Genomic DNA, 25,610 nt, shown 5'->3' with positions numbered 1-25,610 from the left:
TTAAGTATTAAGTCCGACTTATTTTTTGTGATCTGACAACATATCAATCAAAGTGATTGAAGAGTCTTCCATATCATTTACAATACTATCAATCTTAGCGATGATGTAGTTGTAAAAAATCTGTAGGATAATCGCAGTAATAAGACCAAATACCGTAGTTAATAATGCTACCTGAATATCACCAGCAATAAGGGAAGCACTTAAGTTACCTACTGCAGCAATCTTCTGGAAGGCCTGAATCATACCAATTACCGTACCCATAAACCCAAGCATAGGGGCAACGGCGATAAATAATGATAACCAAGAAACGTTTTTCTCTAATTGTCCCATTTGAACTCCACCGTATGCAACAACCGCTTTTTCAGCAGACTCGATGCTGTCTCCAGCCCTTTCCAATCCCTGGTAGAAAATAGAAGCAACAGGTCCTTTTGTATTTCTACATACTTCCTTCGCTGCATCAACACCACCCGAAGCCAAAGCGTCTTCTACTTGTTGTTTTAATTTTGTTGTATTTGTAGTAGCTAAATTAAGGTAGATAATTCTTTCGATAGCTACTGCCAATCCTAGAATCAAACACAAAAGTACAATCCCCATGAAGCCTGCGCCCCCTTGGATAAACTGTTCTTTCAATACTTGAGTAAATCCTTTTTCAGCTTCTGGAGCTGCATCCTGCAAAACCACCGCCGCAGCTGCAACTTTTGCACTTACTGTATTTGTACCTGCCACAAATAACCCAGCCGCTGCTAGGATAGAGAATGATTTTTTCATTTTTTTAAAACTTAATTTTAGTTAGTTAATGGGTTAAAGATAAAAAAAATTATAATACTTAAATAAAACTTAACTGCAGAGAGGAAGGGATTCGAACCCTCGATACCCTTTTGGGGTATACACACTTTCCAGGCGTGCGCCTTCGACCACTCGGCCACCTCTCTATTTTCAATGATTTCAGACGTCCAAATAACAAAAAATATATTAGTTAAAGAAATTTAGAACGTTATTTTTATTGCATTTCCCCTCGCAGCGATGTTTCATAGATGGTTTTGAACAACTTAGAAGAAACTTTATTTCCCAATATATACATCAATTTGGTAATTGCTGCCTCTGTAGTTATATCCTTTCCATTAATAACACCTAGGTTTTGGAGATGTTTACTGGTCTCATATTGTCCCATAATGACACTTCCGCCCGAGCACTGTGTCACATTCACAATAAAAATACCTTTCTCAATCGCCTTTTTCAGTTCCTGTAAAAACCACTCCTCCGTTGGAGCGTTCCCAGATCCATAGGTCTCCAAAACAACTGCCTTTAGGCGAGGCGAATTTAATACACTCTGCAATACAAATTTGTTAAAACCAGGAAATATTTTTAAAATTGCTACATTTTGATCCATATCCTTATGAACCACAAGCTTTTTAGAGCCTTTTGGCCGCAACAAGTATTCCTTATTTACTTTTAAATGCACCCCAGACGCTGCCAAAGCAGGATAATTTAAAGAAGCAAAAGCTTCAAAATGTTCTGCATTAATCTTGGTAGTCCTATTGCCACGGTACAATTTATATTCAAAATATAAACATACCTCCTGTATCACCGCCCTATTATCTTCCTGTAAGGCTGCTATCTGAATAGAAGTGATCAGGTTTTCCTTGGCATCGGTTCTTAAATCTCCTATCGGCAATTGCGAACCTGTAAAAACCACCGGCTTTCTTAAATTCTCCAACATATAACTTAAAGCAGAAGCGGTATAGCTCATCGTATCACTTCCATGAAGCACCACGAAACCATCATGAGAATCATAATGATCTTCTATAATAGTTGCTATGGTCGCCCAATGGCTACTATTCATATTAGAGGAATCTATAGGCGTATCAAAAGAAAAGGTATCGATCTTACAATCTATCTGATGAAGCTCTGGAATATGTTTAAGCAATTTCTTAAAATTGAATGCTTTTAAGGCACCGGTTTCATAATCCTTTACCATACCAATGGTACCACCGGTATATATCAATAAAATATTGGCCTGTTTTATCACATCGATGAAATTAAACATTTAAATTGTCAACCAAGTTATTCCTTCTATTACAATAACTTCTCACAGGGAACTTTTACCCTTCTAAACCTGCATAGCTATAAAGCTATATCCCAAACACTCTTTTTGAGTTTTCGGTCGTAATAGCTGCCAAGTCTTCTTTACTCCTATTATATATAAGCGACAATTTCTCGAGCACTTGTACCAAGTAAGCGCTTTCATTCCGTTTTCCACGGTAAGGAACCGGAGCCAAATAAGGCGCATCTGTTTCCAACACTATATGTTCAACCGGAATCTCCTTTAAGAAGGTATCTATTTTACCATTCTTATAGGTAAGAACACCCCCAATACCCAATTTCATATTATATGATATTGCCCGTTGCCCTTGTTCTAGGGTCCCTGTAAAACAATGAAAAATACCGAACAAATCGTCTCCCTTTTCTTCCTCCAGCACTTCAAAGACTTCATCAAAGCCATCCCGGCAGTGAATCACTATTGGGTATTTATATTTTTTAGCCCATTGAATCTGTAATTTAAAAGCATCTTGTTGTTGCTTTAAAAAGGTTTTGTCCCAATACAGATCGATCCCAATTTCACCTACTGCATAAAATTTTCGCTCGGCAAGCTTTTCCTCGACATGGGACAATTCTTCCAAATAATTTTCTTTGACATAGGTAGGGTGCAGCCCCATCATTAAGAATACATTCTTTGGATAGGCTTTTTCCAGCCTCAACATAGCTTCTGTATAAGTAGAATCTATAGCAGGAACAAAAAACCGGGACACCCCCATATCTATAGCCTTGGCCACTACCAAATCTCTATCCTCATCAAAGGCTTCACTGTATAAATGCGTATGCGTATCTGTTAATATCATAGTGCAAAAATAGAACTATCTTTGTTAAAAAGAGAACAAGATGCCCAGCCTTAAAAAATTTCTAAAGAAAAAGAATTACATCAAAATCCCATTACTCCTCACCAAGACCAATCACTTTGAAGTCACGGCACAAATAAACGGCATCAGCGGTCGTTTTATCTTAGACACCGGGGCATCCAACACCTGTATAGGTTTGGATAAAATCGATTTTTTCAAATTAAACTCCAAGGAATCCAAAATAAAAGCTGCAGGAGCAGGAGCCACGGAAATGTATACTAAAATCTCTACCAAGAATACCGTTGCCATAGGGACTTGGTCTAAAAACAAACAAAAAATAGTGCTTTTCGACTTAGTCCATGTAAACGAAGCCCTTACTTCGCACCAAGCCCTACCGGTCGATGGTATTATAGGTGCCGATGTCCTTAAAAAAGGAAAAGCCATTATAGACTACAAAAAAACGAAACTCTATTTAAAACTATAAGACCTGCAAGGTGCATCACACATTGCAGGTCTTAGTATCTAAAAAAATTAGACTTGTACTATTTGGTCACCCCTATAGTTCCAAGGCTTTTTTTACATTATTAGCCATAAGTAATTCTTCCGGATTTTCTAAAGCTTCCTTAATAGCAACCAAGAAACCAACAGACTCCTTACCGTCAATAATTCGGTGATCGTATGACAATGCCAAATACATAATAGGCGCAATTACCACTGCCCCATTTTTAGCAATAGGTCTTTCTACGATATTGTGCATCCCTAAAATAGCACTCTGAGGAGGGTTGATGATTGGCGTAGACAACATAGAACCAAACACCCCTCCATTGGTAATGGTAAAGGTACCCCCTGTCATTTCATCAACGGTAATATCGCCTTCACGGGCACGTATGGCCAGTCTTTTCACCTCTGCCTCTACCCCTCTAAAGCTTAGGTTTTCAGCATTTCTGATTACCGGCACCATAAGACCTTTAGGCCCGGAAACTGCTATACTGATATCACAGAAATCAAAGGTCACCATTTCCTTACCATCAATCATCGAATTTACGGAAGGATATAATTGTAGGGCTCTTATCACTGCCTGAGTAAAGAAGGACATAAATCCTAATCCTACGCCATGCTTACTTTTAAAGTCTTCCTTATACTGCTCTCTTAAGGCAAAAATAGCGGACATATCTATTTCGTTAAAAGTCGTCAACATGGCGGTTTCATTTTTAACCGACACTAAACGCTCTGCAACTTTACGACGAAGCATAGACAATTTGGTCCTGGTTTCTCCTCTAGAACCACCTTTTGGAGTTCCCATGGACGGCACTGCTTTTACGGCATCGTCTTTAGTAATTCTCCCATCTTTACCACTTCCTTTAATAGTAGCGGTATCGATATTTTTTTCTGCCAATATTTTCTTTGCTGCCGGAGATGCTGCTCCTGTAGCGTAAGATGTTTTTTCTTCTTTAGGTGCCGGTGCTTTTTCCTTAACCTCTTCCTTAGCCGCTGGTTTCTCTTCGCCTTTTGTAGCTCCACTTGGTTTTTCGGCCGACGTATCTATCAAACACACTACCGCTCCAACAGCAACAGCGTCGCCTACTTCTGCTTTCAAGGTAATAATTCCGCTTTCTTCCGCTGGCAATTCCAAGGTCGCCTTATCAGAATCTACTTCGGCAATCGCTTGGTCTTTCTCTACATAATCCCCATCACTAACCAACCATTCTGCAATCTCTACCTCTGTAATAGACTCTCCTGGCGAGGGCACTTTCATTTCTAAAATCATTCTTTATAATTTTAATTTATGTCTAGTCTGTTTTATATTTTCCTTTCTAAAAAAAAGAAATCCAACTCTAAACAATACGTATATATCGTCTAATTAATTATCTTTTTCTGGCTGTCTACTCATATTGTTTTTGGTCTTGTCAAAAACGTAATCGATCACTTGCTGGTGACGACGTTTAGAACGGACCGCACTACCTGCTGCCGGGGACGCATAAAATCTTCTAGAAGCCACCCTTAATTTATGGGCTTCGCTAAAATGCATGGTCATATGCCCCCATGCCCCCATGTTTCTAGGTTCTTCTTGAGCCCAAACCATATCATCGGCATTTTTATACTTATCCATGATAGCGATCATTTTCTTGGCAGGAAGCGGAAACAACTGTTCTACACGCACCAAGGCAACATCATTTCTATTATGCTCTTCCTTAAAGGCCAAAAGATCGTAATAAAACTTACCGGTACAGAACACCAAGCTTTTTATATCTTTCACCTCTGCGGAATGGTCGTCTATAACTTCTTGGAAACTTCCGTTCGCAAATTCTTCTACGGTAGAAACCGCTTTTGGATGTCTTAGCAAACTTTTAGGAGTAAATACGATCAACGGCTTTCTGAAGTTCACCTTCATTTGCCTTCTCAACATATGAAACAAGTTGGCAGGTGTACTTACATCGGCTATATACATGTTATCCCTAGCACATAATTGCAAATAACGCTCCATACGTGCCGAAGAATGCTCGGCTCCCTGACCTTCATAACCATGGGGCAACAACATCACCAATCCGTTTTGCAGTTTCCATTTATCTTCGGCAGCAGAAATATACTGGTCGATCATAATCTGGGCACCATTACTAAAATCTCCAAATTGTGCTTCCCAAATCGTTAAGGTATTAGGACTGGCCATTGCATAACCATAATCAAAACCAACCACACCATATTCAGACAATAGGGAATTATATATTTGAAAGGCTTCTGGTTTGTCAGAAATTTTGTTCAATAGAATTACCTCTTCCTCGCTTTCCTCTACTTTCATTACAGCATGTCTGTGAGAGAAGGTGCCCCGTTCTACATCCTGTCCAGACATACGTACACAATACCCTTCTTCTAGCAAACTACCAAAGGCCAAAAGCTCGCCCATAGCCCAGTCCAAGCTATCGTTTTTGAAAAACATATCTTTACGATCCTTCACCAGTTTCTCTACTTTACGCAAGAACTTTTTATCTTTAGGAAGTTCTGTCAGAACCTTGGCCACTGCCACCAATTTATCTTTATCGTAGGTAGTATCTATAGTCTCGAGCATCTCCCATTCGCGCACCGCATCAAAGCCTTTCCATTCATCCTGCATAAACGGAGTAATTACCGTCTTGGCTTCTTTTCTGGAATCTTCCAATTCTTCCTCTAAGGTTGCCTTGTATTCTTCCTCCAATTTTTTCACATAACCTTCTTCGATCACTCCTTGAGCGATCAGGATTTCTGCGTAAAGGTCTCTTGGATTTTTCTGTTTAGCGATTGCTTTATATAATTTAGGCTGGGTAAAACGAGGCTCATCACCTTCATTATGCCCATATTTACGATACCCTAAAAGATCTAAAAACACATCTCTTTTAAAACGCATTCTAAACTCCAACGCAAAATTAGAGGCATGTACCACCGCTTCGGCATCATCGGCATTGACATGCAACACAGGACTTAAGGTAACCTTAGCCACATCTGTACAATAGGTAGAACTACGTGCATCCAAATAGTTGGTTGTAAACCCTATTTGGTTATTAACCACTATATGAATAGTTCCGTTAGTTTTATAACCGTCCAAATTGGCCATTTGCACCAATTCGTACACTAAACCTTGACCGGCAATTGCCGCATCTCCGTGTACTACTATTGGTAATACCTTAGAAAAATCATCGGGATAATGATCGTCTTGTTTAGCCCTGGCAATTCCTTCAACCACAGCGCCTACCGTCTCCAAGTGGGAGGGGTTTGGAGCTATATTCATTTTTATATTATTGCCATTGGCTGCCTTGCGTACCGAGGTCCACCCTAGATGGTACTTTACATCTCCATCAAAAATTTCCAGCTCATAATCCTTCCCGTCAAATTCACTAAAAATATCTTTTGCTTTTTTGCCAAAAATATTGGTCAACACATTTAACCTTCCACGGTGAGCCATTCCCATCACAAATTGCTCTACCCCCATATCTGCTGCCTTTTCCACCATGGCATCCAAGGCAGGAATCAGCGATTCATTTCCTTCTAGAGAGAATCTTTTTTGCCCAACATATTTGGTATGCAAGAAACTTTCAAAAGAAACAGCCTCATTCAACTTATGCAGAATATGCTTCTTTTTTTCTACATCAAAATTAGGGTGGTTATCATTGACATTCAGCCAATTTTGTATCCACTCGACCCTTTCGGGGTTTCTAATGTACATATACTCGACCCCAATAGCGTCGCAATAGATGCGTTTCAAGTGTTCAATAATTTGACGCAAGGTACTTGGGCCAATGCCCAAAATATCCCCTGCAGTGAACTGGGTATCAAGATCGCTAGCCTGCAAACCGAAAGTCTCCAACTCCAAGGATGGAAAGTACTGACGTCTTTCCCTTACTGGGTTGGTCTTGGTAAACAGATGCCCTCTTGTTCTATAGCCATCGATTAGCCGCACCACTTGAAACTCCTTTTGAAGCGATAGAGGCACTTCTACATTTTGTCCGCCCTGGACGGACAATGGAGCTATTGATTGTTCTACACCCTCACCTGCTTCGGCACTTTCCATTCCAAAATCGAAACCTTGAAAAAATGCCCGCCAACTAGGTTCTACACTGTCGGGGTGTATTAAATACTTATCGTATAATTCTGCGAAATAAGAAGTGTGCGCAGCGTTTAAAAAGGAATATTTATCCATGTAAATTTTCTCTGTCTTTTGAACAAAATTTATTCAAAAATACAACATTTAAGATATCTAAGCTTATCTTAGTTATGAATAATGGAAAATTTTTAAAATATTTATGAAAAGCGGATTTCCCTTAGCCAAAATATCTTTTTTATTACTGTTCTTTAGCCATTTAACAACTAATCTGTTTAGTCAGGGAAAACTTCACAATTCCCCTTTTTGAAATAAAGTTCAATTCGTCGGAGGTTTTCGCCTAGGGTAGGGTGCCGCCTTACTTAAGACCGATATTTATTCCTAAACCATACCTTTTGCCATTCTCGTTTTAGAATTTCAAAAGTTACCTGCTCCGAAATCTCTACGACATCAATAACGTTTATTTCTTTTATTGCCTTCTCAGATACATCTATGACATACAAAAGATTCAAGTAATCGGTAAATTTTTCCAGGATAAGGTAATACACCTTTTCATGTATCAAAGTCTTTAAGTCTTTTGGAGATATTTCAGAGGGGATATCTATAAAAACATTGGCCAATCCAAAATCTTTTTGCAATTGTGCCACCAAATTTTGGAATAGCTTTTCGGCCACAATATGACTTAAGAGCTCGGAACTATTTGGGAAATTTACAACCATATATAATCTACGGGCTACGCCCTTAAACGGATCAAAAAACTTATCAGCTACACTTTTTAAAAGCCCCTTCTTGTTGATTCGCCATAGGACGACACTTGCTAATGGACAAAAAAATGCCCCTTTCCTAAGGAAAGAGGCATGTTTTTTTTTTACTTTCTAATTTTTTGTTCCCACAACCAAGCCGACTTCATGGCTTCATCTAGCGTAGATTGGGCTTTCCATCCTAAAACATTATTTGCTTTGGTAGTATCCGCATACGCCGTCATAATATCTCCAGGTCTTCTATCGACAATCTTATAATTAAGTTTTTTGCCCGATACCCTTTCAAAACTTTGAATTGCTTCCAATACAGAGCTACCCTTTCCGGTACCTACATTAAAAACCTCGTAATTTTCTTCATTTTTATCATTCAACAGCCTTTCTAAAGCCACTACATGGGCCTTTGCTAAATCTACAACATGAATATAATCGCGAATACAAGTACCGTCTTCTGTAGGATAATCGCCTCCAAAGACTGCTATTTGCTCTCTAATCCCTGCTCCTGTCTGAGTGATAAAAGGCACCAAGTTCTGTGGCACTCCTATTGGCAATTCCCCTATTTCCGTAGAAGGATGCGCTCCCATTGGGTTAAAATATCGAAGCGCTATGGCGTTTATCGCCGGAGTAACCTTACAGGTCTCCTGAATGATCTCTTCTCCGATTTGCTTGGTGTTCCCATAAGGAGATTCTGCTGCTTTTACCGGGGCGTCTTCTGTAATCGGCATTTTATCGGCCTGACCGTATACTGTACAAGAAGAACTAAATATAAAACTAGCCTTCTCCTTTTTAGAAAGCTCTTTTAGCAAGTACACTAGGGTACCTATATTGTTCTCGTAGTATAACAACGGTTTTTCTACACTTTCTCCTACAGCCTTAGAAGCTGCAAAATGAATGACCCCTGCAATATCTTGATGTCTTTTAAAGAAATCCTCGACCTTTGATTTTTCCTTTAAATCCAGTTTTTCAAAAATCGGCTTTTTACCAGTAATGGCAACAATACCGTCCAATACCTTTTCTGTCGAATTTGAAAGGTCGTCTATAATGACCACTTCAAATCCTTTATTCTGCAATTCTACTGTTGTATGGGAACCTATAAACCCCAATCCTCCTGTAACTAGTATTTTCATTTATAATATATCTATTAAATTACTTATAACTTTAAAGCATACCATTCCTGTCAAAAAAGGCTTCATTTTTTATAACCTCAGCTATTGAAAGGAAAACCCGATCCTTGACTATTGATTAACAAACTCAAGGATGGTCGATGTGATATATGCAATTTGCTCATCGTCTAATTCTGTATGCATAGGCAAGGAGATTACTTCTTTCACCAACTGATTGGTTACCTGGAAATTTTCTTCCTTATATCGTTCATCCAAATATGCCTTCTGCAGGTGCAATGGAATAGGATAGTATACCCCACATGGGATTTGAAGTTCTCCCAAGTGCTTTACACAAGCATCTCTTTGTCCGTTGGTAATCCGCAGGGTATACTGATGAAACACATGGCAATCGCAATTCTCACATTGTGTAGCACAAGTATTCACCAATGTAGGCACTATAATATTCTTATGTCCTTCCAGGGCCTTAGAATATTTCTCTGCCGCCTCTCTACGGCTTTTGTTATACTGATCTAACAAAGGTAATTTTGCACGCAAAACTACGGCTTGGATAGAATCTAACCTTGAGTTTACCCCAACAACATCGTGATGGTAACGTTCGTACATCCCATGATTTACTACTCCCCTTAGCGTATGCGCCAAAGCATCGTCATTGGTAAAAATAGCCCCACCATCGCCATAACAACCTAAATTTTTAGAAGGAAAAAAGGAAGTTGCCGCTACATGACCAAAAGTACCGGCTTTTTTCTTACTGCCATCTTTTTGGGTATAGCTTGCCCCTATCGCTTGTGCATTATCTTCTATAACATATAAGTTATGTTTTTCTGCTATTTCCATAATAGCATCCATATTGGCACATTGCCCAAACAAATGCACAGGTACAATAGCCCTGGTTTTTGGTGTAATGGCCTTTTCCAAGGCAACCGGATCTATATTAAAACTATCTAATTCTACATCTACCAAAACCGGAGTCAGGTTTAACAAGGCTATAACCTCTACTGTTGCTGCGAATGTAAAATCGGCAGTGATAACCTCATCCCCGGGCTTTAACCCCAGTCCCATCATGGCTATTTGTAAAGCATCGGTCCCATTGGCACAAGGAATAACGTGTTTTACCCCTAAATAGTCTTCCAATTCTTTTTGAAAGGCATGCACTTCGGGCCCGTTGATAAAGGCAGAAGTCTCCAAAACATTGGCAATAGAATCGTTTACTTGTTCTTTTATAGTTTGGTATTGCCCGTTAAGGTCTACCATCTGTATTTTCTTCATCGTCAGTATTTATTCAAAATAATATTACAAAAATAAGGATTCGCAGCCAATGGATATTATTTAAAGAAGTGTATTTTAGCCCCAAACGAAATTAGTGTGTTTACCATATATAATATAGCCATACAGATTAGCTCTTTTATTTTGCGATTGATAGCCTTGTTCCATCCCAAAATCAGACTTTTTACAGAAGGCAGAAAGACAGTTTTTTCTTACCTATACAGCCATGTCTCATCTAACGACCGTATTCTATGGGTACATACAGCCTCCTTGGGCGAATTTGAACAGGGGCTACCCATCATAGAACGATTAAAAAAGAAATATCCTACCCATAAAATTTTAGTGACCTTTTTTTCCCCTTCTGGCTATGAGATTAAAAAAAATACTCCGGCCGCAGATTTGGTTACCTATCTTCCTATGGATACCAAAACCAATGTTGCCAAATTTCTAAAAATTGTGCGTCCCGAACTAGCCATATTTGTGAAATATGAAATTTGGCCCAATTATTTAAATGCTCTAAAACAAAGTCAGGTTCCAACGCTCCTTATCTCCGCGATTTTTAAGAAAAAACAGATATTCTTTAAACCTTATGGCGGATTTATGCGAAAGGCCCTGCGCAATTTCTCCTTTATTTTTGTTCAGGACCAACACTCCATAACGGCACTCAAAAACATTCAATTAACCAATACGTCCATTGGTGGCGATACTAGGTTTGACCGGGTAGGCGAAATTCTCCAAAGAGACAATAGGCTAGCCTTTATGGAAGCCTTTAAAAACAACGTCAGTACTTTTGTAGCTGGCAGTACTTGGCCCGAGGATGAAGAAGCCATCGTCTCCTATATCAATTCAAGCGATGCATCTATAAAATATGTATTGGCCCCCCATAACATAAAAGAAGAACACATTCATAAATTGGCCGCATCTATACAAAAGAAAACAATATTGTATAGCCAAATCAGCGATCAAGAATTGTCGGAATTTGAGGTGTTGATCGTAGATACCATTGGGATACTGACGAAAATTTATAGTTATGCAGACATCAGTTATGTCGGTGGCGGTTATGCTACGGGCTTGCACAATACCTTGGAACCTGCGGCATTTGGCATCCCGGTAATTATAGGACCGCACTACCATGGCTTTAAAGAAGCCGAGGAATTGGTGGCCCTAAAAGGAGTATTAACAACAAACAACAAGACCGACTTCGCAAAAGTATTGGATAGCTTTATAAACGCCCCTGATTATTTGAAAACTACAGGAAGTATCAACAGCAGTTATGTAAGTCGTAATATGGGAGCAAGTACCCAGATCATGAACCACATTGGCACTATATTAGAGCGATAACCCTATGGTAGTAAGACTTATTAATTAGGGGATCCTATTATAGACAGAAACCAAGTTAGATTAGCACAACCATTCTTTTTCTAAGAAGGGGCTTTATCATTAGCAATTAACTCATTGGCAGCGCAGTAAAAAAGCACCGTTGGAATTACAACGACCGTTCTTCCGCATAACCTGCCGCATTCTAAATAAAGCCTCATTTTCAATATTTTATCCATTAAGACCACCACTTATCCTAAAAACATCTTATTTGTAGAACATTTAAACGAATTGGGAAGAGGACTGCAAATTATTAAACAAATATTTCCTAAATTGTAGTAAAAACTTAACGTATGAAAGATCTTTCTTTTGGTACTAGGGTGCTTAACGGATTCCTTAGCCTTATGGTAGTGGTTTTGGTCATCATTTTGGTATCGGTAGTCCTTTGTCTTATACTGGCAGCCTTTGGTTTCTTTAAGTAAGCCAAGGATTCTGTAAAAATACTATAATTATAAGCTTGCCAACCTAACCAACTGGAGTAATGGTTGTGTTTATTTGCCCACCTTAAAAAAGAAAAATGGCAGCCAGCCATACAAAAGAGTAAAGCTTTCCGACCATTATCTACGAATATCCAACTCCATCTAAGGATTATTTTCTCTTAAGGGCATCCAAACTGTCCTTTTCCTTCCTAAATCTTAAAATCATCAGACTATCCAGTTGCATTCCAATACTATCGCGCATTACGGACCAATTATCAGAATCCATTTCCGCGGCATATTTCATAATTTTATCAAATCTCGTAATATTGAAACGATTGGCTTGCCATGCGGCTTTTGTGCTTTTCTGGTGTTGTATGTCCTGAAGATAAATCCCTACCCCAAAAGCTAGGATCACCACCCCTAATACAACTATCCAAAACGTAGGTTTTTGCGTCATTTTTTTGGCATTTTAAATTAATTATACAATAATTAAAGTATTCATCCTATTGTATTACAGCCAGCTATTAAGTTACCTCCCTTCTATTTCTCCAGAAGACTACCTTCACTTAGGAATACCTCCCAAAATTCTAAAACAAATAGCATTGTTTACTGGGTTCGGTTGTTTTTGCAATAAGATTTTTGGTCGGTAAGTATGGTTGGTACAGATTATTATATAAAAAAAGTTACTATTAGCTATGAGATCTACAAAAAATACCCGACCAATTCGCATGAATTAGGATAAAATACCATCAAAAGGTCTCATGAAGCAGAATTCAAGAAATAAATAAGTATAAAGTAAATAAAAAGGAGCAAGACATTCAATTCATTCTAATTATCAAATAAGATTAGGCCTTTACCTTTAAAGTCTTCATCAATAAAAATCCTGGTTATGATCCCCTCCCCCTCTACTATGGCATTTGAGCCAATTTCCAATCGTTTTCGGCTCAATTATAGCAAAAAACAAGCCGATTAATTGTCTTAATCGGCTCAACGAATGATCCTATATTGATTTAATTTAATCATTGGATATGCATTTATAAATTCTAAACAACCCAAAAGAAGACTTGTTCCATATACAATATTTTCAGTCTTGGTCTTACGCCAGGCCTTAAATTTCTTGTGTTTCTGTGGTGGTTTTAATTTTTTTCCGTCTTTATCAGTTGATGACATATCAACAATTTCGCAAACAACTTTTTCAACTTTTCCTGTGGTGTTGGTTTCTGTATTTTTTTGTTTTGAAGATTCTTTACAAGAATTTAAAAATAATGCTGTTAGGACTGCTATTGTTTAAATGTTTTTTGTCATTTTTTTACTTAATTATTTTTGATACCTAGTTGATTTCCCCGTTCGTTCAACCTATTACCACCAACGATTATTTGCCGATTCGAAAAAGAGCTTTACCCTTCCCCTCGTTTATATCCGCAGGTTTCAATCTCCCGTCATACAGCTCTTCTTATTCAATTTTTACCAGTAACTTGATTAGGCAAGATCCAAAATTGCTTTTACATAACTTTAGTCTTGGCTGGATTTGTTATTTTAATTCATAAAAATTTCTTTTCCCCACTTTAATCTTAGTTTCCTTTTCTAGTTGGAGATTTATGTAAGAATCTGTTATCTTTTTGTTGTTGATCTGAACAGCGCCGCTTTCAATGAGTCTTCTTATGGCAGATTTACTCAAGTCGTTTTTTAGATGGAAACATAAATCAATTAAACTAATGTTTCCGTTTTCAGAATCAATGGATTCAAGTAATACAGGTTCAAATACTTTTTCTTCAAATTTTTTGTTTTGAAATTGATTCGTGAAAAAGTCTTCGGCTTGTTCTGCTTCTTCCTTATTATGGTATTGCGTAATTATATTTCTGGCTATAAGTTTTTTTAGGTTCATAGGATTTTCTCCATTTGCCAATCGCGCTTTTAAATCTTCTTTTTCCTCCGCGGAAAAGTCAGTTGTCATATCCAAAAATTCTGTAATTAGAGTATCTGGTATTGACATTGTCTTACCAAACATATCATTGGGTTCGTCTGTTAAGCCTATGATATTATTTAAGGTTTTACTCATTTTTTCCTTGCCATCTAACCCTTTTAATAAAGGCATACACATTACAGTTTGTGGATTCATTCCGTAGGTTTGCTGTAACTGCCTTCCCATTGTACAGTTAAAAAGCTGGTCTGTGCCGCCCATTTCAATGTCACAGTTCACTCTAATGGAGTCAAAACCTTGCAATATAGGATACACTAGCTCATGCATGCCTATAGGAGTATTTTCGGAGAACCGCTTGTTAAAGTCATTTCGGTGCATCAACTGAGCAACAGTAACTTTAGATAAAATTTGAATGATTTCAGAGAAGGAAAGCTTGTCCAACCATTCTGAATTGAAAACTATTTTGCTTTTATTTACATCAATTATCTTTGACAGTTGCGCAATATACGTTTCAGCATTCAACAACACTTCTTCATTACTCAAAGGTTTACGGCTTTTATTTTTGCCCGTTGGATCCCCAATTTCTGCTGTAAAATCTCCAACCAAAATAACAACTTGATGCCCTAAATCTTGAAATTGTTTTACTTTTTTAAGGACAACGGCATGTCCCAAATGTAAATCTGGTGCCGTTGGGTCGAAACCAAGTTTTATAATTAGTTTCTTCCCGTTTTTATCGGATTGTTCCAATTTTTCCTTTAACCCGTTTTCTGGAAATATAATTTCTACGTTTTCTTTTAATTTGTCTATTGTATCCATTTCATTTTTAAATAAAAAAAGCCCGAGCAAATGCTCGGGCTTTAATAATGTTACTATTTATTGTTTATTTTAAATCAATTTCAAGTATGTATATAACCATTCCGAGCAGATATTATTAGATAATAATAAGTGCTGAAAAATGGAAGACGTAATATGCTGTTCAAAAATTTCATTGCTGGTTCAAAGCTAATAAATAATATTTTATATAAAACCTATTAAAATGTAAATCGAGGTTTGCTTGCCACTTATTTTAGCTTCCAATATTTTGGCCTGAAAAGCTTAAGAAATTATTAAGGGTAAAACGACGTTTCGTTCTTGGACTATCTCAGGGACGTATTTTTATATGTTATTTCAATTTTTCGAACTAAAAAGCAAAAACATCACATATCCCTTTCGGCTATAATTCTATTTGCTTACTTCTTCAATAAACAAAAACCACTCAAAAAACAAACAGTAACTATTTTTAAAACAAGTCTATGCCAGCTTTTAGCCTCTATTAATTAGACCTTTCGATTTCGTATAAATCGAGACCTTCTCCCCAATAATCTTTTTCGATTCAGTAAATGTCGTAGCCAAATTTCATAAAAAATCTATACGCATATTGAGCGGTTGCAACCATAAACTTATCTGCTCTTTTATCATTACTTAATATATTCAAACAATGTTCTACAGCCTGTTCCCCTATCCCTTTCCCATACTAATTTACATCAAAAAAAATCCACGTAATTCGCCCTGATTTATAATCTTCATTTATAAAATAGCCCGTCCCACCAACAATAGAATTCTCTATGACAGTGGTCAAATAATTTTCTAGCTTTTGCTCTCGATATTTTTTAAAATCATCAATTTCATTTTTGGCAAAATATTTTGGAATGTTTAAGCTAAAAATTTCCGACAACCTCTCTTTATCAGTAAGTCTGTACGGTCAGATCATAGTTTTTGAATTTGCATCTCAGGTTTTTTTATCTGGTTAGTTACGTGGATGACCACCTAAATTGGAAAATAAAAATCGAATAGAAAATACAAAAAGATTGTGCAAGAGATCACTGATCCACCAATGAGCAATACATGCTGCTGAAGGAATCCTTTCAATCGGCAGGAAGCTTTTCCAATGCAAAGCACTATAATTCTTATATTTATGGTAGCCTTAAATTTCACCCTTATGTAGAAAAGAAAGTGAATCGATAGTAGAGTCTTCTATAACAGAAGTTCCGGGCTTTGAAAGTCTTTGTAAAAAATCAAGAAACAGTTTCACGATCAATGGGACATTCATTTTAATCTATCTTTTATAATGGGATAAAAGAGTAGGATGTGTTTATTTGGGAAAGTAGTTTACAAGCTGAAAAGCAAACGCAAAAACAGTCCATTTAGTTAACCCCAAATTGGCCTCAAGACTCGAAATTATGGCTCAATAAAATAAAGTTTTGGTAATTTATAACCTAAAAGATTATCAAGGCCAAGGTTAGGAAAAATTTTAAAAAAACCTATGTCTAAATAGTTGCCTTCAAGGAACATATGTTTTTATGGCACATATAGAACCTATTGTTTTTTTTTTAATTAATTTTAACGTAATGCACGCTAAATCACAACACATATAACATACGGACCCAAATACTTACATAAGTTTTATCTACAGTTAGATAAAGTATGAAAATTAAACAATTGAATCTATAAAACTTGTAAATATGGAAAATGACAAACATTTCAACTCATTAGCCGGTGAAAGTAAATGTCCTGTAATGCATGGAGGAAATACATCAACCAAATCATCCGTAATGAGCTGGTGGCCAAATGCACTTAACCTTGATATTCTGCATCAACATGATACTAAAACAAATCCGTTAGGTGAAGATTTTAATTATCACGAGGAACTTAAAAAACTAGATACTGAGGCTCTAAAAAAGGATATGCATGCATTAATGACTGATAGTCAAGATTGGTGGCCGGCAGATTGGGGTCATTATGGAGGTTTATTCATACGCTTATCTTGGCACTCAGCTGGATCATACCGTATTTCTGATGGTCGGGGTGGTGGTGGTACAGGCAATCAGCGCTTTGCACCTCTTAATTCATGGCCAGACAATGTTAGTTTGGACAAAGCAAGACGATTGCTTTGGCCTATCAAGAAGAAGTATGGCAATAAAGTCAGTTGGGCCGATTTAATTGTATTGGCGGGTACTATTGCTTATGAAAATATGGGATTAAAAACCTTTGGATTTGGTTTTGGACGTAAAGATATTTGGCATCCAGAAATAGACACTTATTGGGGAGCTGAAAAGGAGTGGTTGGCACCAAGTGAAGGACGTTATGAGAATGTAGACAAGCCTTCGACAATGGAAAACCCTTTAGCCGCTGTACAAATGGGGTTAATTTATGTAAATCCAGAAGGAGTCAATGGAAAACAAGATCCTTTAAAAACAGCTGCTCAAATACGTGAAACATTTAAACGTATGGCTATGAACGATGAAGAAACTGTCGCTTTAACGGCAGGCGGACATACGATAGGGAAAGCTCATGGTAACGGTGATGCCAGTATTTTGGGACCTGTGCCCGAAGCGGCAAATTTAGAAGAACAAGGATTAGGTTGGCGTAACCCCACCAAATCGGGAAAAGGTCGCTATGCGGTAACAAGCGGACTTGAAGGTGCATGGACTACTCACCCTACAAAATGGGACAATGGCTATTTTAAAATGTTATTTAATCATGAATGGGAGTCTCGTAAAAGTCCTGCCGGGGCTTGGCAATGGGAACCTGTGAGTATTAAAGCGGAAGACAAACCAGTAGATGTAGAAGACCCAAGTATTCGTCTTAATCCAATGATGACAGATGCGGATATGGCTATGAAAGTCGATCCTATTTATCGAGAAATATCATTGAAGTTTATGAACGACCAAGAATATTTTTCAGAAACCTTTGCCCGTAGTTGGTTTAAATTGACACATAGGGATATGGGACCAAAATCAAATTACTTTGGTCCAGATGTTCCAAAGGAAGATTTAATTTGGCAAGATCCCATTCCGAAAGGGACCACTGATTATAACGTAACAGCTGTAAAGAACAAAATTGCTACATCAAGTTTGTCGATTTCAGACATGGTAACTACTGCTTGGGATAGTGCTCGTACCTTTCGTGGATCGGATATGCGAGGGGGAGCCAATGGTGCGCGTATTCGGTTAGCTCCTCAAAAAGATTGGGTAGGGAATGAACCAAAACGTTTGGCACATGTTTTATCAGTTCTAGAACCTATTGCTTCTGAATTTGGGATTAGTGTCGCCGATACAATTGTTTTGGCGGGTAATGTTGGCATAGAACAAGCTGCTAAAGCTGCAGGTTTTGAAATTATTGTGCCCTTTGCACCCGGTCGTGGAGACGCTACTGATGAAATGACAGAAGTAGAATCTTTTGAATACTTAGAACCAATAGCTGATGGGTATCGTAACTGGAATAAAAATGATTATGTTGTAAGTCCGGAAGAATTAATGATCGACCGAACACAACTTATGGGATTAACGGCACCAGAAATGACGGTACTTGTGGGCGGTATGAGAATGTTAGACACAAATTATGGAAAGACGAAACACGGGGTTTTTACTGATAACGTCGGAGCTCTAACCAACGATTTTTTTATCAATCTAACCGATATGGCTAACACTTGGAAGCCCACAAAAAATGGACTTTACGAAATTTGCGACCGCAAAACAGGAAAAGTGAAATGGACAGCCACTCGTATAGATCTCGTATTTGGTTCCAATGCTATTTTGCGTTCGTATGCTGAAGTTTACGCTCAGGATGATAATAAAGAAAAATTTGTCAATGATTTTGTAAAAGCTTGGTCAAAAGTAATGAATGCCGATAGATTCGATTTGAAATAAACCCGCTCTAATGAAAGATTGGTCCAATTAGGACTTTTTATAAATAGAAAAAGCCTCTAAACTCACGTTTAGAGGCTTCTCGTTGTACAGGCCCTAGATGCGATAGGATAAACTCCGAGACTCCTTTCGCTATGCCTTTTTTTCATATCAATAGATTTGGGACCACAAAGTTTATAACAAGTATTATAGAGATTTAAGAAAAACAAAGGGTGATAAAGGCGAATAATGGGTGTTTAAATGTAAAACTAAAGTGAAATTTAATTTTGGATAAAAACACTATTAATAGTCGAGAAGGTGAAGGCGAGTCTCACCCCTAGCCTTCTATGTTGTAATCCAATTTTTTTTATAAGCTTTTCTCCATCGGGAAGCATTGCATCCGAAGTTTTCTTCATTGAAAAAAGCATTACAGATTCATCACCCTAAAATGATTTTCAAAACCCATCGATTTAAAACCGCACCTTCGGTATCCTCTTGGTTTGATAATATGCAAATTATAAAAACAATCTTCTATCAACGGATCATCAGGCCGCATTTCCTTGTTTAATTTTCTATAATTGAAAGCAGCAGCAGCCTCTCATAAGAACGGATACATATTTTTGTTGCACCGCAAAGGTCTAGATAGCTGTCTTTCGGTAAATCCTGTTTTTATACAATTGCATATTTATATTCTGTTTGATTTTTAAGCACATATCTTATTCTGTTCAATAGCTTTTTCGCAATCCTGATTATTGCTTTCTTGAGCCTCATACGCTTACATAAATTACAAAATACTAATACCAATGCCGGATCAGTTCTTATAGAGATCCATGCACTTTCTATTATCATCCCACGTAAGTATCGATTGCTCCTTGGGGGAATGCTTCCCACCATTTCATTTCCGCTTGAGCTATTGGTTGTGGGCACCAATCCAATATACGAGCAAAGTTTATCCAAACTTTTGAACCGAAGAATAGACTCTAGCTCTGACTATAAGGTCATGACACTTATTAAGCCTATGCAGGAATACCGGTAAGCCATTTAACTTGTTGGACATATTCCTCTTGATTAGAAATTCTCCGTAATTCCTTTTGTACGTACAACAACCTTACCCTGAGCAGGGTGACAGTATCTAAAATACCGAGTATTATCGTATGCCCAAAATCAGTACTTAATTTTACTTCTCTCAACCATGTTGTAAGGTTAGAAGACCAATATTTTGAAGCCGTTGCCAGTTCGAATGGCACTTCAATCCCATGGCGGTATAAGAATGATTTTATCCTAGATTTGTTCCTGTAAATATCTTTTACCTGAACACCATATCCACAAAAACCTGCCTCATAAGCTGAAAAGTAGTTCCCATTAGAAAAGTTTTTCTTTAAATACAATGACAGCTCTTTAGCTTTCGGGTTCATTGAAAAAGTTTTGTAATATGCATCTTCTATCATAATGGTAACCCTCTAATTCTTCAAATGAGTGTCAATACCTGTATAGATATTTTTCCCATAAAAATTCATTTCTTTACTATTGACTTGCATAAGATATTGGATTTTAGTTATTATTTATTTTATCTACATAAATTTAACCATTAACATTGAGGTTTATGCTAATACTAACATAAGGCCTCTCACTGTATTCTATGACTAAAACAAATTATGTTTCACATTTTTAAAATTAATTTACGCTTCATATTTCATCAAATTTACATCAGGGAATTTTCTATTAATAGTAATCCAAAATTATTTTTTTTGCTATGCAACAAGGGCTGGACTTTAGGAAGTCCAGCCCTTGTTTTTTAAACTTACATACTTTATGGCATAGTGCCGACATTTTTTATGCAATAATTAATTTCATGTTACCCAAGCATTGTTTTAGTTTAAAGCTTAATAATTTAACTTAAATTTTGAAATAATTAAAAAATGATCTGATGGGAATCCATTTGGCCATTCCGATATTAATTCAGTCGAAAAATTTTTAATTCCCTTTCCTTTGTAATAAATCTGATCTATTCTTCCGTCCTCAATATGGCTATATCCAGGGTGCTCTTTTACATTAGGATATAAACTGCGATAAGCATCAGTAAATCCATTATTTAACAATTTTAAGGAAGCAGGACTGTCCCCTCCATCGGTATGGGGAACTGCATTAAAATCACCGCCAAATACCACTGGGACTACATTTGCAGCACTAAACCTGTCTTTATGGAAATCATAAACCTTAGGGAAGGAGGTCATCCCATACCAATTCGACATAGCATAAATTTCTTGACTTTCACTCAAGATTAGTTTGGCTCCTATGTTCATAAAGGAAGCTTCCAATGGTACGAATACTTCTTTGATAGGGTACCGGCTAATAATGGAGATGTTTGATCCTTGAAAACAATAATCCCAGTCAGATGCTGTAACAAAATAATAACCTAGCTCAGCAGCTATGAAATCTCCCGATGAATAGGTTTCCTGTAGTAAAACCACATCTAAATCCTTTTCTTTAATCATTTCAACAATACGCATGCGTGAATCCCAATTATCATTTTCAATTGTAAAGTGTTTTCCTCCGTGCCATATATTCCAATTGCCTATGTTTAAGGAATCTAATTTTGAATCAAATTTGAACGCAGTGGAATTTTTATATTTTCTATAAGTATCTAGTACTTCCGATGCGTTAAGGTTTTTATCCCAAATATAAAGCTCATCTAATTCAAATTCAGAAGGAAATAATTGTGTCTGCTGGCTAAAGGTGTGAGCTGTTTCCTTATGAATACGGACCTTTCCGTTATCCAAATAATAAATTTTACTTATAGGCTTTAGCTCGGTTAACTCCATAATTTGAAAAACAGTGTATGGGTTTTTCAACAATTCTTTTCTTATGTCATTTACACGCTTTAACGAATTAGATTGGTTAGAATTGGGGTTTTTACTAGTGAAAATTTGATCAGGATTGACGACCAAGTCAAGAAATTCATCATTTTTTAGGGTTCCGATGCCTAAGGAGTTAAATTCATCTACTAAAGCCTGTAACTTTACAGCTCCATCCTCAATTTGAGGCAGCAATTTATTGTTGTAATCAAAACCATTTTTCTTTGTCCCTATAACCAATGGTTTGTTATGATAAAAATCGAACCCTACTTTATAAATGGCTTTGTTATGCCCATCGTAATATAAGCGAACTTCAGAGGCCTCTTTGTTATACGTCATTGTTATTTGGTGCCATTCCCCATCAGATATAGGCATTTTGTCGCCATTTTCTCTTTCATAATTTAACCTTTTATCACCGGAACCAATACTAAATGCAAATGTTCCCCCAGAAGAGTACAATACCCAACCCTTATTTTTTTGTGAATTAATACTCTTGTCTGAAAATTCTTTTTGTGATATTAAAACAGTAGGTTTTTTTGAAAATGTCCTGACCCAGAATTGAACAGAGAAATCTTTAGAGCCATCTAACATGAGGTTGTTTAAAACTAAATGGTCAAAATTCTCATTGGGAGAAAAGGTTAAGGATTTCCCATTGATACCTTTTACAAAAGCATAATAATCGCCTTCGAATTTATAATTACCACTATTTAAGTTATTGTCAAAATTAAAATGAATATACCTATTTCTTTTATCTTGGGTATTGGCTTGTGAAATGCAAAGCTTGACTGATAGGAAGATGCAGATCTGCATATAAAATATTATTTTCATAATTGTTTTTTTTAAAATTATTTTTTATTTAATTATGTTGTCTTTTCATTGTTTGAAAGGAGTTTGGAGAATAAAAATAAATACTATCGCGTTAAAATTAAGAAGTATTTAGGAGAGCCTCGCTTTGTTAATTTCGAGGAAGAGTGTTTAGTAATTATGTTTAGTGCAAATACTACTTTTTGACATTATATTATCCTTGAAATGAAAGGTAATTTCCAATCAGTCTTTTTTTAATAAAAGCCATATTTCCCTTTTTATAGAGTAATTGTTTTTCTGTTCCTGACAATACCTGTTCACTTTTCTATTGGCAATCGTCGTTTGAATACGAAATAGGACAGCATTCAATCAAAAACCATAGGTATTAGAACTACTGTTAATCAGTTTTGTAATTTTATAAGAGTCCCGGTATAAACAAGTTATAGGAAGTGTATTTACTAATAACATCTTAACTAAAAGCTTAACAACCTGCTCTAATTTCTTTAAAGACTTTCCACTTGATTCAATCTGAACAGATCGCTCATCGTCTTCGATAAGCTCTGCATCAGGTTAATCCATAAAGCATAATGACTTCAAGATATATATTGCGGATCCCATGCCCTTTGAAATGGTCTTCATGGCTTCTACATTTACAGAATCCCCTGCCGACGAAATATCTTACTCTCCATCATAGGCAAAAGAAATAAAGGAGACCGCTATTCCGGTCTCCTTTGTAATATGGCCTATTTCTTCTGTCCATGAATTAGCTATTCATGATTGTCCTTACACTTTTGATAAATTCACAGGGTTCTTTTTAATTCCTTATAAGTATTTAATTATTATACTCATAAGAATATAGCTATAGGAACAGCTTAATTCCCATAGGTTCAAAACAGAATTGTATAGTTGACAACAATAAGTACTGGGCACAACAAAATATTTATTTTTGAAGAGTTATTGTCCATGTTTTAGTTCGTTTGCCACTTGCAGAAGAGACCGTGAATGTATGACTTCCCGTGGACCAATTACGGTACCCATCTAAAGCGGGTGAAATAGTAGAACCTGAAGTTAGCGTACAAGTAGCAAAAATTTCAAATAAATCAGACTCTTTTGTTACATTAGCTACAATCGTTCCTGATTCAGGATTTATTATCGGCTTACCAACAAGAATTGACTTTTTATCTTTTCCATATACTTTGAATGACAAAATTTCAGTTCTATCAAAAGTTGAAACGTCTTCAATTTCAATATTTTCGCATCCTACTAAGACCAAAACAAAAAGGACGGTGAATATGTTTTTTATTGTTTTCATTTATTATTTTTAAAAAGTTAAAATCCAGGATTCTGTTCTAAAACATTCATTCGGACAATTTCTGAACGAGGTATTGGATGGTAGTATAACCGGTCGTCCCAGGTTCGGGTATCCGTATTGGAAATGTAAAATTTAGTTGGGGATATAAACCGTACACCAGACATAACCCCTTGATTTGTTTTATTTCCGATTCGCCAACGACGAATATCCCAAAAGCGATGATCCTCAAAGGCAAGTTCTATTCGTCTCTCTTTACGTATTAATTCACGTAACTTTATTTGGTTCGTTTCTGTTAAATTAGGCAGTCCTACTCTAGATCGTATTTTATTAACAGCGGTTAATGCGCCTGTGATATCGCCTTTTTCCACACGAGCTTCTGCTTCATTGAGAATAACTTCTGCCAACCTGAAATATATCCAATTTATACTGTGGTCTTTACTGCTAGAACCAGCATAAGGGTAATTGTAGTTGTCATAATCAATCCATTTCCAAACATTATAACCGGTCATGGATCCATCTCCTTTATCAGGGGTATCCATGGTATAACGATCTACGGCTACTGGTCCTTTATCGCCATTCAACCAAATATTTGCGCCGTGAAAAACGATAGAAGCGTAAAAACGAGGCTCTCGATTTTCATATATCCCACTTTCATGAATATCGAAAATTTCGGTTTCAGGTTTACCGCTAAACTGTGGAGCTTGACTACCATCCTTTAATTCATATTGATCGATTAAATTCTGAGTAGGACCAAGACCACCCCATCCTCTGTCACCGTATGGATCATTGATATAAGTAACCATATGATAAATTAACATGGCGTTCGATACATCAGGGTTGCTGAATTGTTTGTCAAAGATTATTTCCGAATTATCCTTGTTAGTTGTCCACCAAATAGAGCGATATTGTTCTGGTGTTTGTCCAGGAACCAAATTATAACCTAATTTATATACTTCCTTTGCCGCTTCGATTGCCTCATCAAAACGTTTATTATAGAGTGCGGCACGCGATCGTAATGCCCATGCAGCTCCTTTTGTAGCCCGTCCTTTATCTTTGCCTTCCCAATAGTCAGGTAGAAGTTCGCATGCTTTTTTTAAGTCTTGAAATATAAAGTCATATGTTTCGTCTTCTGTGCTACGTGGTATTTCCCAGTTGTCTTTTAAGGAAAGTACTTCATTTAACAAGACAACGCCACCATATCTTTTTACCAATTCAAAATAGGTGAAAGCACGTAGAAAATAAACTTCTCCTTTGTAAGAATTAATTTCTTCAAGGCTCAACGAAGAAAGTTCTATTTTCTCTACAAAACGATTAAATTTCCTAATATTTTCATAAGATGTACTCCATGTAACTTCCGAGGGATTGTCTGCATTTTCTAAATTATAATTATATAAAAAAGAACTAGCGCGCCACTTATCGCGTTGCGAGTGCACCGAATTATCTGTACGCGATTCTCCTAATTGGTATTGTTGTAAGGGTAGGTTCGCATATAGGTCATTTATATAATAGGATACCAGAACAGGGTCATTCCAAAAGGCATCGTCAGAAATCTCGTTTAATGGACTTTTTTCAAGCACATCACTACACGAGGTAGCAAAGAATAAAAGGAGGAGTAGAATAGAATAATTTATAATTTTCATAAGTTT

General features: G+C 36.8%; 20 protein-coding genes and 1 tRNA gene. 4 read left to right on the top strand and 17 right to left on the bottom strand.

Annotated elements, in window-relative coordinates; all coding sequences use genetic code 11:
* Positions 1–18 precede the first annotated feature (18 nt).
* The 4 genes from BUA16_RS08580 to BUA16_RS08565 all read right to left on the bottom strand — a co-directional run bounded on the left by BUA16_RS08580 (position 19) and on the right by BUA16_RS08565 (position 2,900).
* Positions 19–768 (bottom strand): MotA/TolQ/ExbB proton channel family protein, encoded by a 750-nt coding sequence (locus BUA16_RS08580; RefSeq protein ID WP_072764343.1) that lies wholly within the window; start codon positions 766–768, stop codon positions 19–21.
* A gap of 76 nt (positions 769–844) precedes the next feature.
* Positions 845–932 (bottom strand) — tRNA-Ser (locus BUA16_RS08575).
* A gap of 68 nt (positions 933–1,000) precedes the next feature.
* On the bottom strand, positions 1,001–2,047 hold the full coding sequence (locus tag BUA16_RS08570) for an asparaginase (protein ID WP_072764342.1): 1,047 nt from the start codon (positions 2,045–2,047) through the stop codon (positions 1,001–1,003).
* 85 nt (positions 2,048–2,132) lie between these two features.
* Entirely contained in the window at positions 2,133–2,900 is a 768-nt protein-coding gene (locus BUA16_RS08565) for a TatD family hydrolase (protein ID WP_072764341.1), read from the bottom strand.
* Positions 2,901–2,940: 40 nt separating this feature from the next.
* Between BUA16_RS08565 and BUA16_RS08560 the strand changes: the two genes are divergently transcribed.
* Complete coding sequence (locus BUA16_RS08560) at positions 2,941–3,381, top strand: retropepsin-like aspartic protease family protein (protein WP_072764340.1); 441 nt, start codon at positions 2,941–2,943, stop codon at positions 3,379–3,381.
* A gap of 72 nt (positions 3,382–3,453) precedes the next feature.
* Here the strand turns inward: BUA16_RS08560 and odhB are convergent, their stop codons facing one another.
* The 5 genes from odhB to BUA16_RS08535 all read right to left on the bottom strand — a co-directional run bounded on the left by odhB (position 3,454) and on the right by BUA16_RS08535 (position 10,615).
* Positions 3,454–4,665: a 2-oxoglutarate dehydrogenase complex dihydrolipoyllysine-residue succinyltransferase gene (gene odhB, locus BUA16_RS08555; RefSeq protein ID WP_072764339.1), complete on the bottom strand. Its 1,212-nt coding sequence runs from the start codon at positions 4,663–4,665 to the stop codon at positions 3,454–3,456.
* Positions 4,666–4,758: 93 nt separating this feature from the next.
* Positions 4,759–7,566: a 2-oxoglutarate dehydrogenase E1 component gene (locus tag BUA16_RS08550; protein WP_072764338.1), complete on the bottom strand. Its 2,808-nt coding sequence runs from the start codon at positions 7,564–7,566 to the stop codon at positions 4,759–4,761.
* Between the two features lie 263 nt (positions 7,567–7,829).
* Positions 7,830–8,186 (bottom strand): hypothetical protein, encoded by a 357-nt coding sequence (locus BUA16_RS08545; RefSeq protein WP_072764337.1) that lies wholly within the window; start codon positions 8,184–8,186, stop codon positions 7,830–7,832.
* Positions 8,187–8,335: 149 nt separating this feature from the next.
* Positions 8,336–9,352, bottom strand: coding sequence for a UDP-glucose 4-epimerase GalE (gene galE, locus BUA16_RS08540; RefSeq protein WP_072764336.1), 1,017 nt, complete (start codon positions 9,350–9,352; stop codon positions 8,336–8,338).
* Between the two features lie 108 nt (positions 9,353–9,460).
* Positions 9,461–10,615: a DegT/DnrJ/EryC1/StrS family aminotransferase gene (locus tag BUA16_RS08535; RefSeq protein WP_072764335.1), complete on the bottom strand. Its 1,155-nt coding sequence runs from the start codon at positions 10,613–10,615 to the stop codon at positions 9,461–9,463.
* 96 nt (positions 10,616–10,711) lie between these two features.
* Between BUA16_RS08535 and BUA16_RS08530 the strand changes: the two genes are divergently transcribed.
* Positions 10,712–11,953 carry a 3-deoxy-D-manno-octulosonic acid transferase gene (locus tag BUA16_RS08530; protein WP_072764334.1) on the top strand — a complete coding sequence of 414 codons (1,242 nt, stop codon included), beginning with the start codon at positions 10,712–10,714 and terminating at the stop codon, positions 11,951–11,953.
* A 329-nt stretch (positions 11,954–12,282) separates the two neighbouring features.
* Positions 12,283–12,411 (top strand): hypothetical protein, encoded by a 129-nt coding sequence (locus tag BUA16_RS19065; protein ID WP_262482958.1) that lies wholly within the window; start codon positions 12,283–12,285, stop codon positions 12,409–12,411.
* A gap of 166 nt (positions 12,412–12,577) precedes the next feature.
* Here BUA16_RS19065 and BUA16_RS08525 read toward each other — a convergent pair whose 3' ends face one another.
* The 3 genes from BUA16_RS08525 to BUA16_RS18835 all read right to left on the bottom strand — a co-directional run bounded on the left by BUA16_RS08525 (position 12,578) and on the right by BUA16_RS18835 (position 16,043).
* Complete coding sequence (locus tag BUA16_RS08525) at positions 12,578–12,865, bottom strand: hypothetical protein (protein WP_072764333.1); 288 nt, start codon at positions 12,863–12,865, stop codon at positions 12,578–12,580.
* Between the two features lie 1,074 nt (positions 12,866–13,939).
* Positions 13,940–15,145 (bottom strand): tyrosine--tRNA ligase, encoded by a 1,206-nt coding sequence (tyrS, locus tag BUA16_RS08515; protein WP_072764331.1) that lies wholly within the window; start codon positions 15,143–15,145, stop codon positions 13,940–13,942.
* Between the two features lie 697 nt (positions 15,146–15,842).
* Positions 15,843–16,043: a hypothetical protein gene (locus tag BUA16_RS18835; RefSeq protein WP_072764330.1), complete on the bottom strand. Its 201-nt coding sequence runs from the start codon at positions 16,041–16,043 to the stop codon at positions 15,843–15,845.
* Positions 16,044–16,830: 787 nt separating this feature from the next.
* Between BUA16_RS18835 and katG the strand changes: the two genes are divergently transcribed.
* Positions 16,831–19,017: a catalase/peroxidase HPI gene (gene katG / locus BUA16_RS08505; protein WP_072764329.1), complete on the top strand. Its 2,187-nt coding sequence runs from the start codon at positions 16,831–16,833 to the stop codon at positions 19,015–19,017.
* Positions 19,018–19,662: 645 nt separating this feature from the next.
* On the opposite strand, the gene BUA16_RS19200 is transcribed toward katG, so the two are convergent.
* From BUA16_RS19200 to BUA16_RS08480, 5 genes are all read right to left on the bottom strand, one after another.
* Positions 19,663–19,968 carry a transposase gene (locus tag BUA16_RS19200; RefSeq protein ID WP_084668464.1) on the bottom strand — a complete coding sequence of 102 codons (306 nt, stop codon included), beginning with the start codon at positions 19,966–19,968 and terminating at the stop codon, positions 19,663–19,665.
* A 41-nt stretch (positions 19,969–20,009) separates the two neighbouring features.
* Complete coding sequence (locus BUA16_RS08495) at positions 20,010–20,441, bottom strand: hypothetical protein (protein ID WP_072764327.1); 432 nt, start codon at positions 20,439–20,441, stop codon at positions 20,010–20,012.
* 435 nt (positions 20,442–20,876) lie between these two features.
* Entirely contained in the window at positions 20,877–22,676 is a 1,800-nt protein-coding gene (locus BUA16_RS08490; protein WP_072764326.1) for an endonuclease/exonuclease/phosphatase family protein, read from the bottom strand.
* Between the two features lie 916 nt (positions 22,677–23,592).
* Entirely contained in the window at positions 23,593–23,964 is a 372-nt protein-coding gene (locus tag BUA16_RS08485) for a hypothetical protein (protein ID WP_072764325.1), read from the bottom strand.
* Between the two features lie 17 nt (positions 23,965–23,981).
* Positions 23,982–25,604 (bottom strand): RagB/SusD family nutrient uptake outer membrane protein, encoded by a 1,623-nt coding sequence (locus BUA16_RS08480; protein WP_072764324.1) that lies wholly within the window; start codon positions 25,602–25,604, stop codon positions 23,982–23,984.
* Positions 25,605–25,610 lie beyond the last annotated feature (6 nt).

Origin of the sequence: Arenibacter nanhaiticus (assembly GCF_900141935.1) — a bacterium.
GTDB classification, from domain to species: domain Bacteria; phylum Bacteroidota; class Bacteroidia; order Flavobacteriales; family Flavobacteriaceae; genus Arenibacter; species Arenibacter nanhaiticus.
This window is presented reverse-complemented; position numbering and strand designations above follow the sequence as displayed.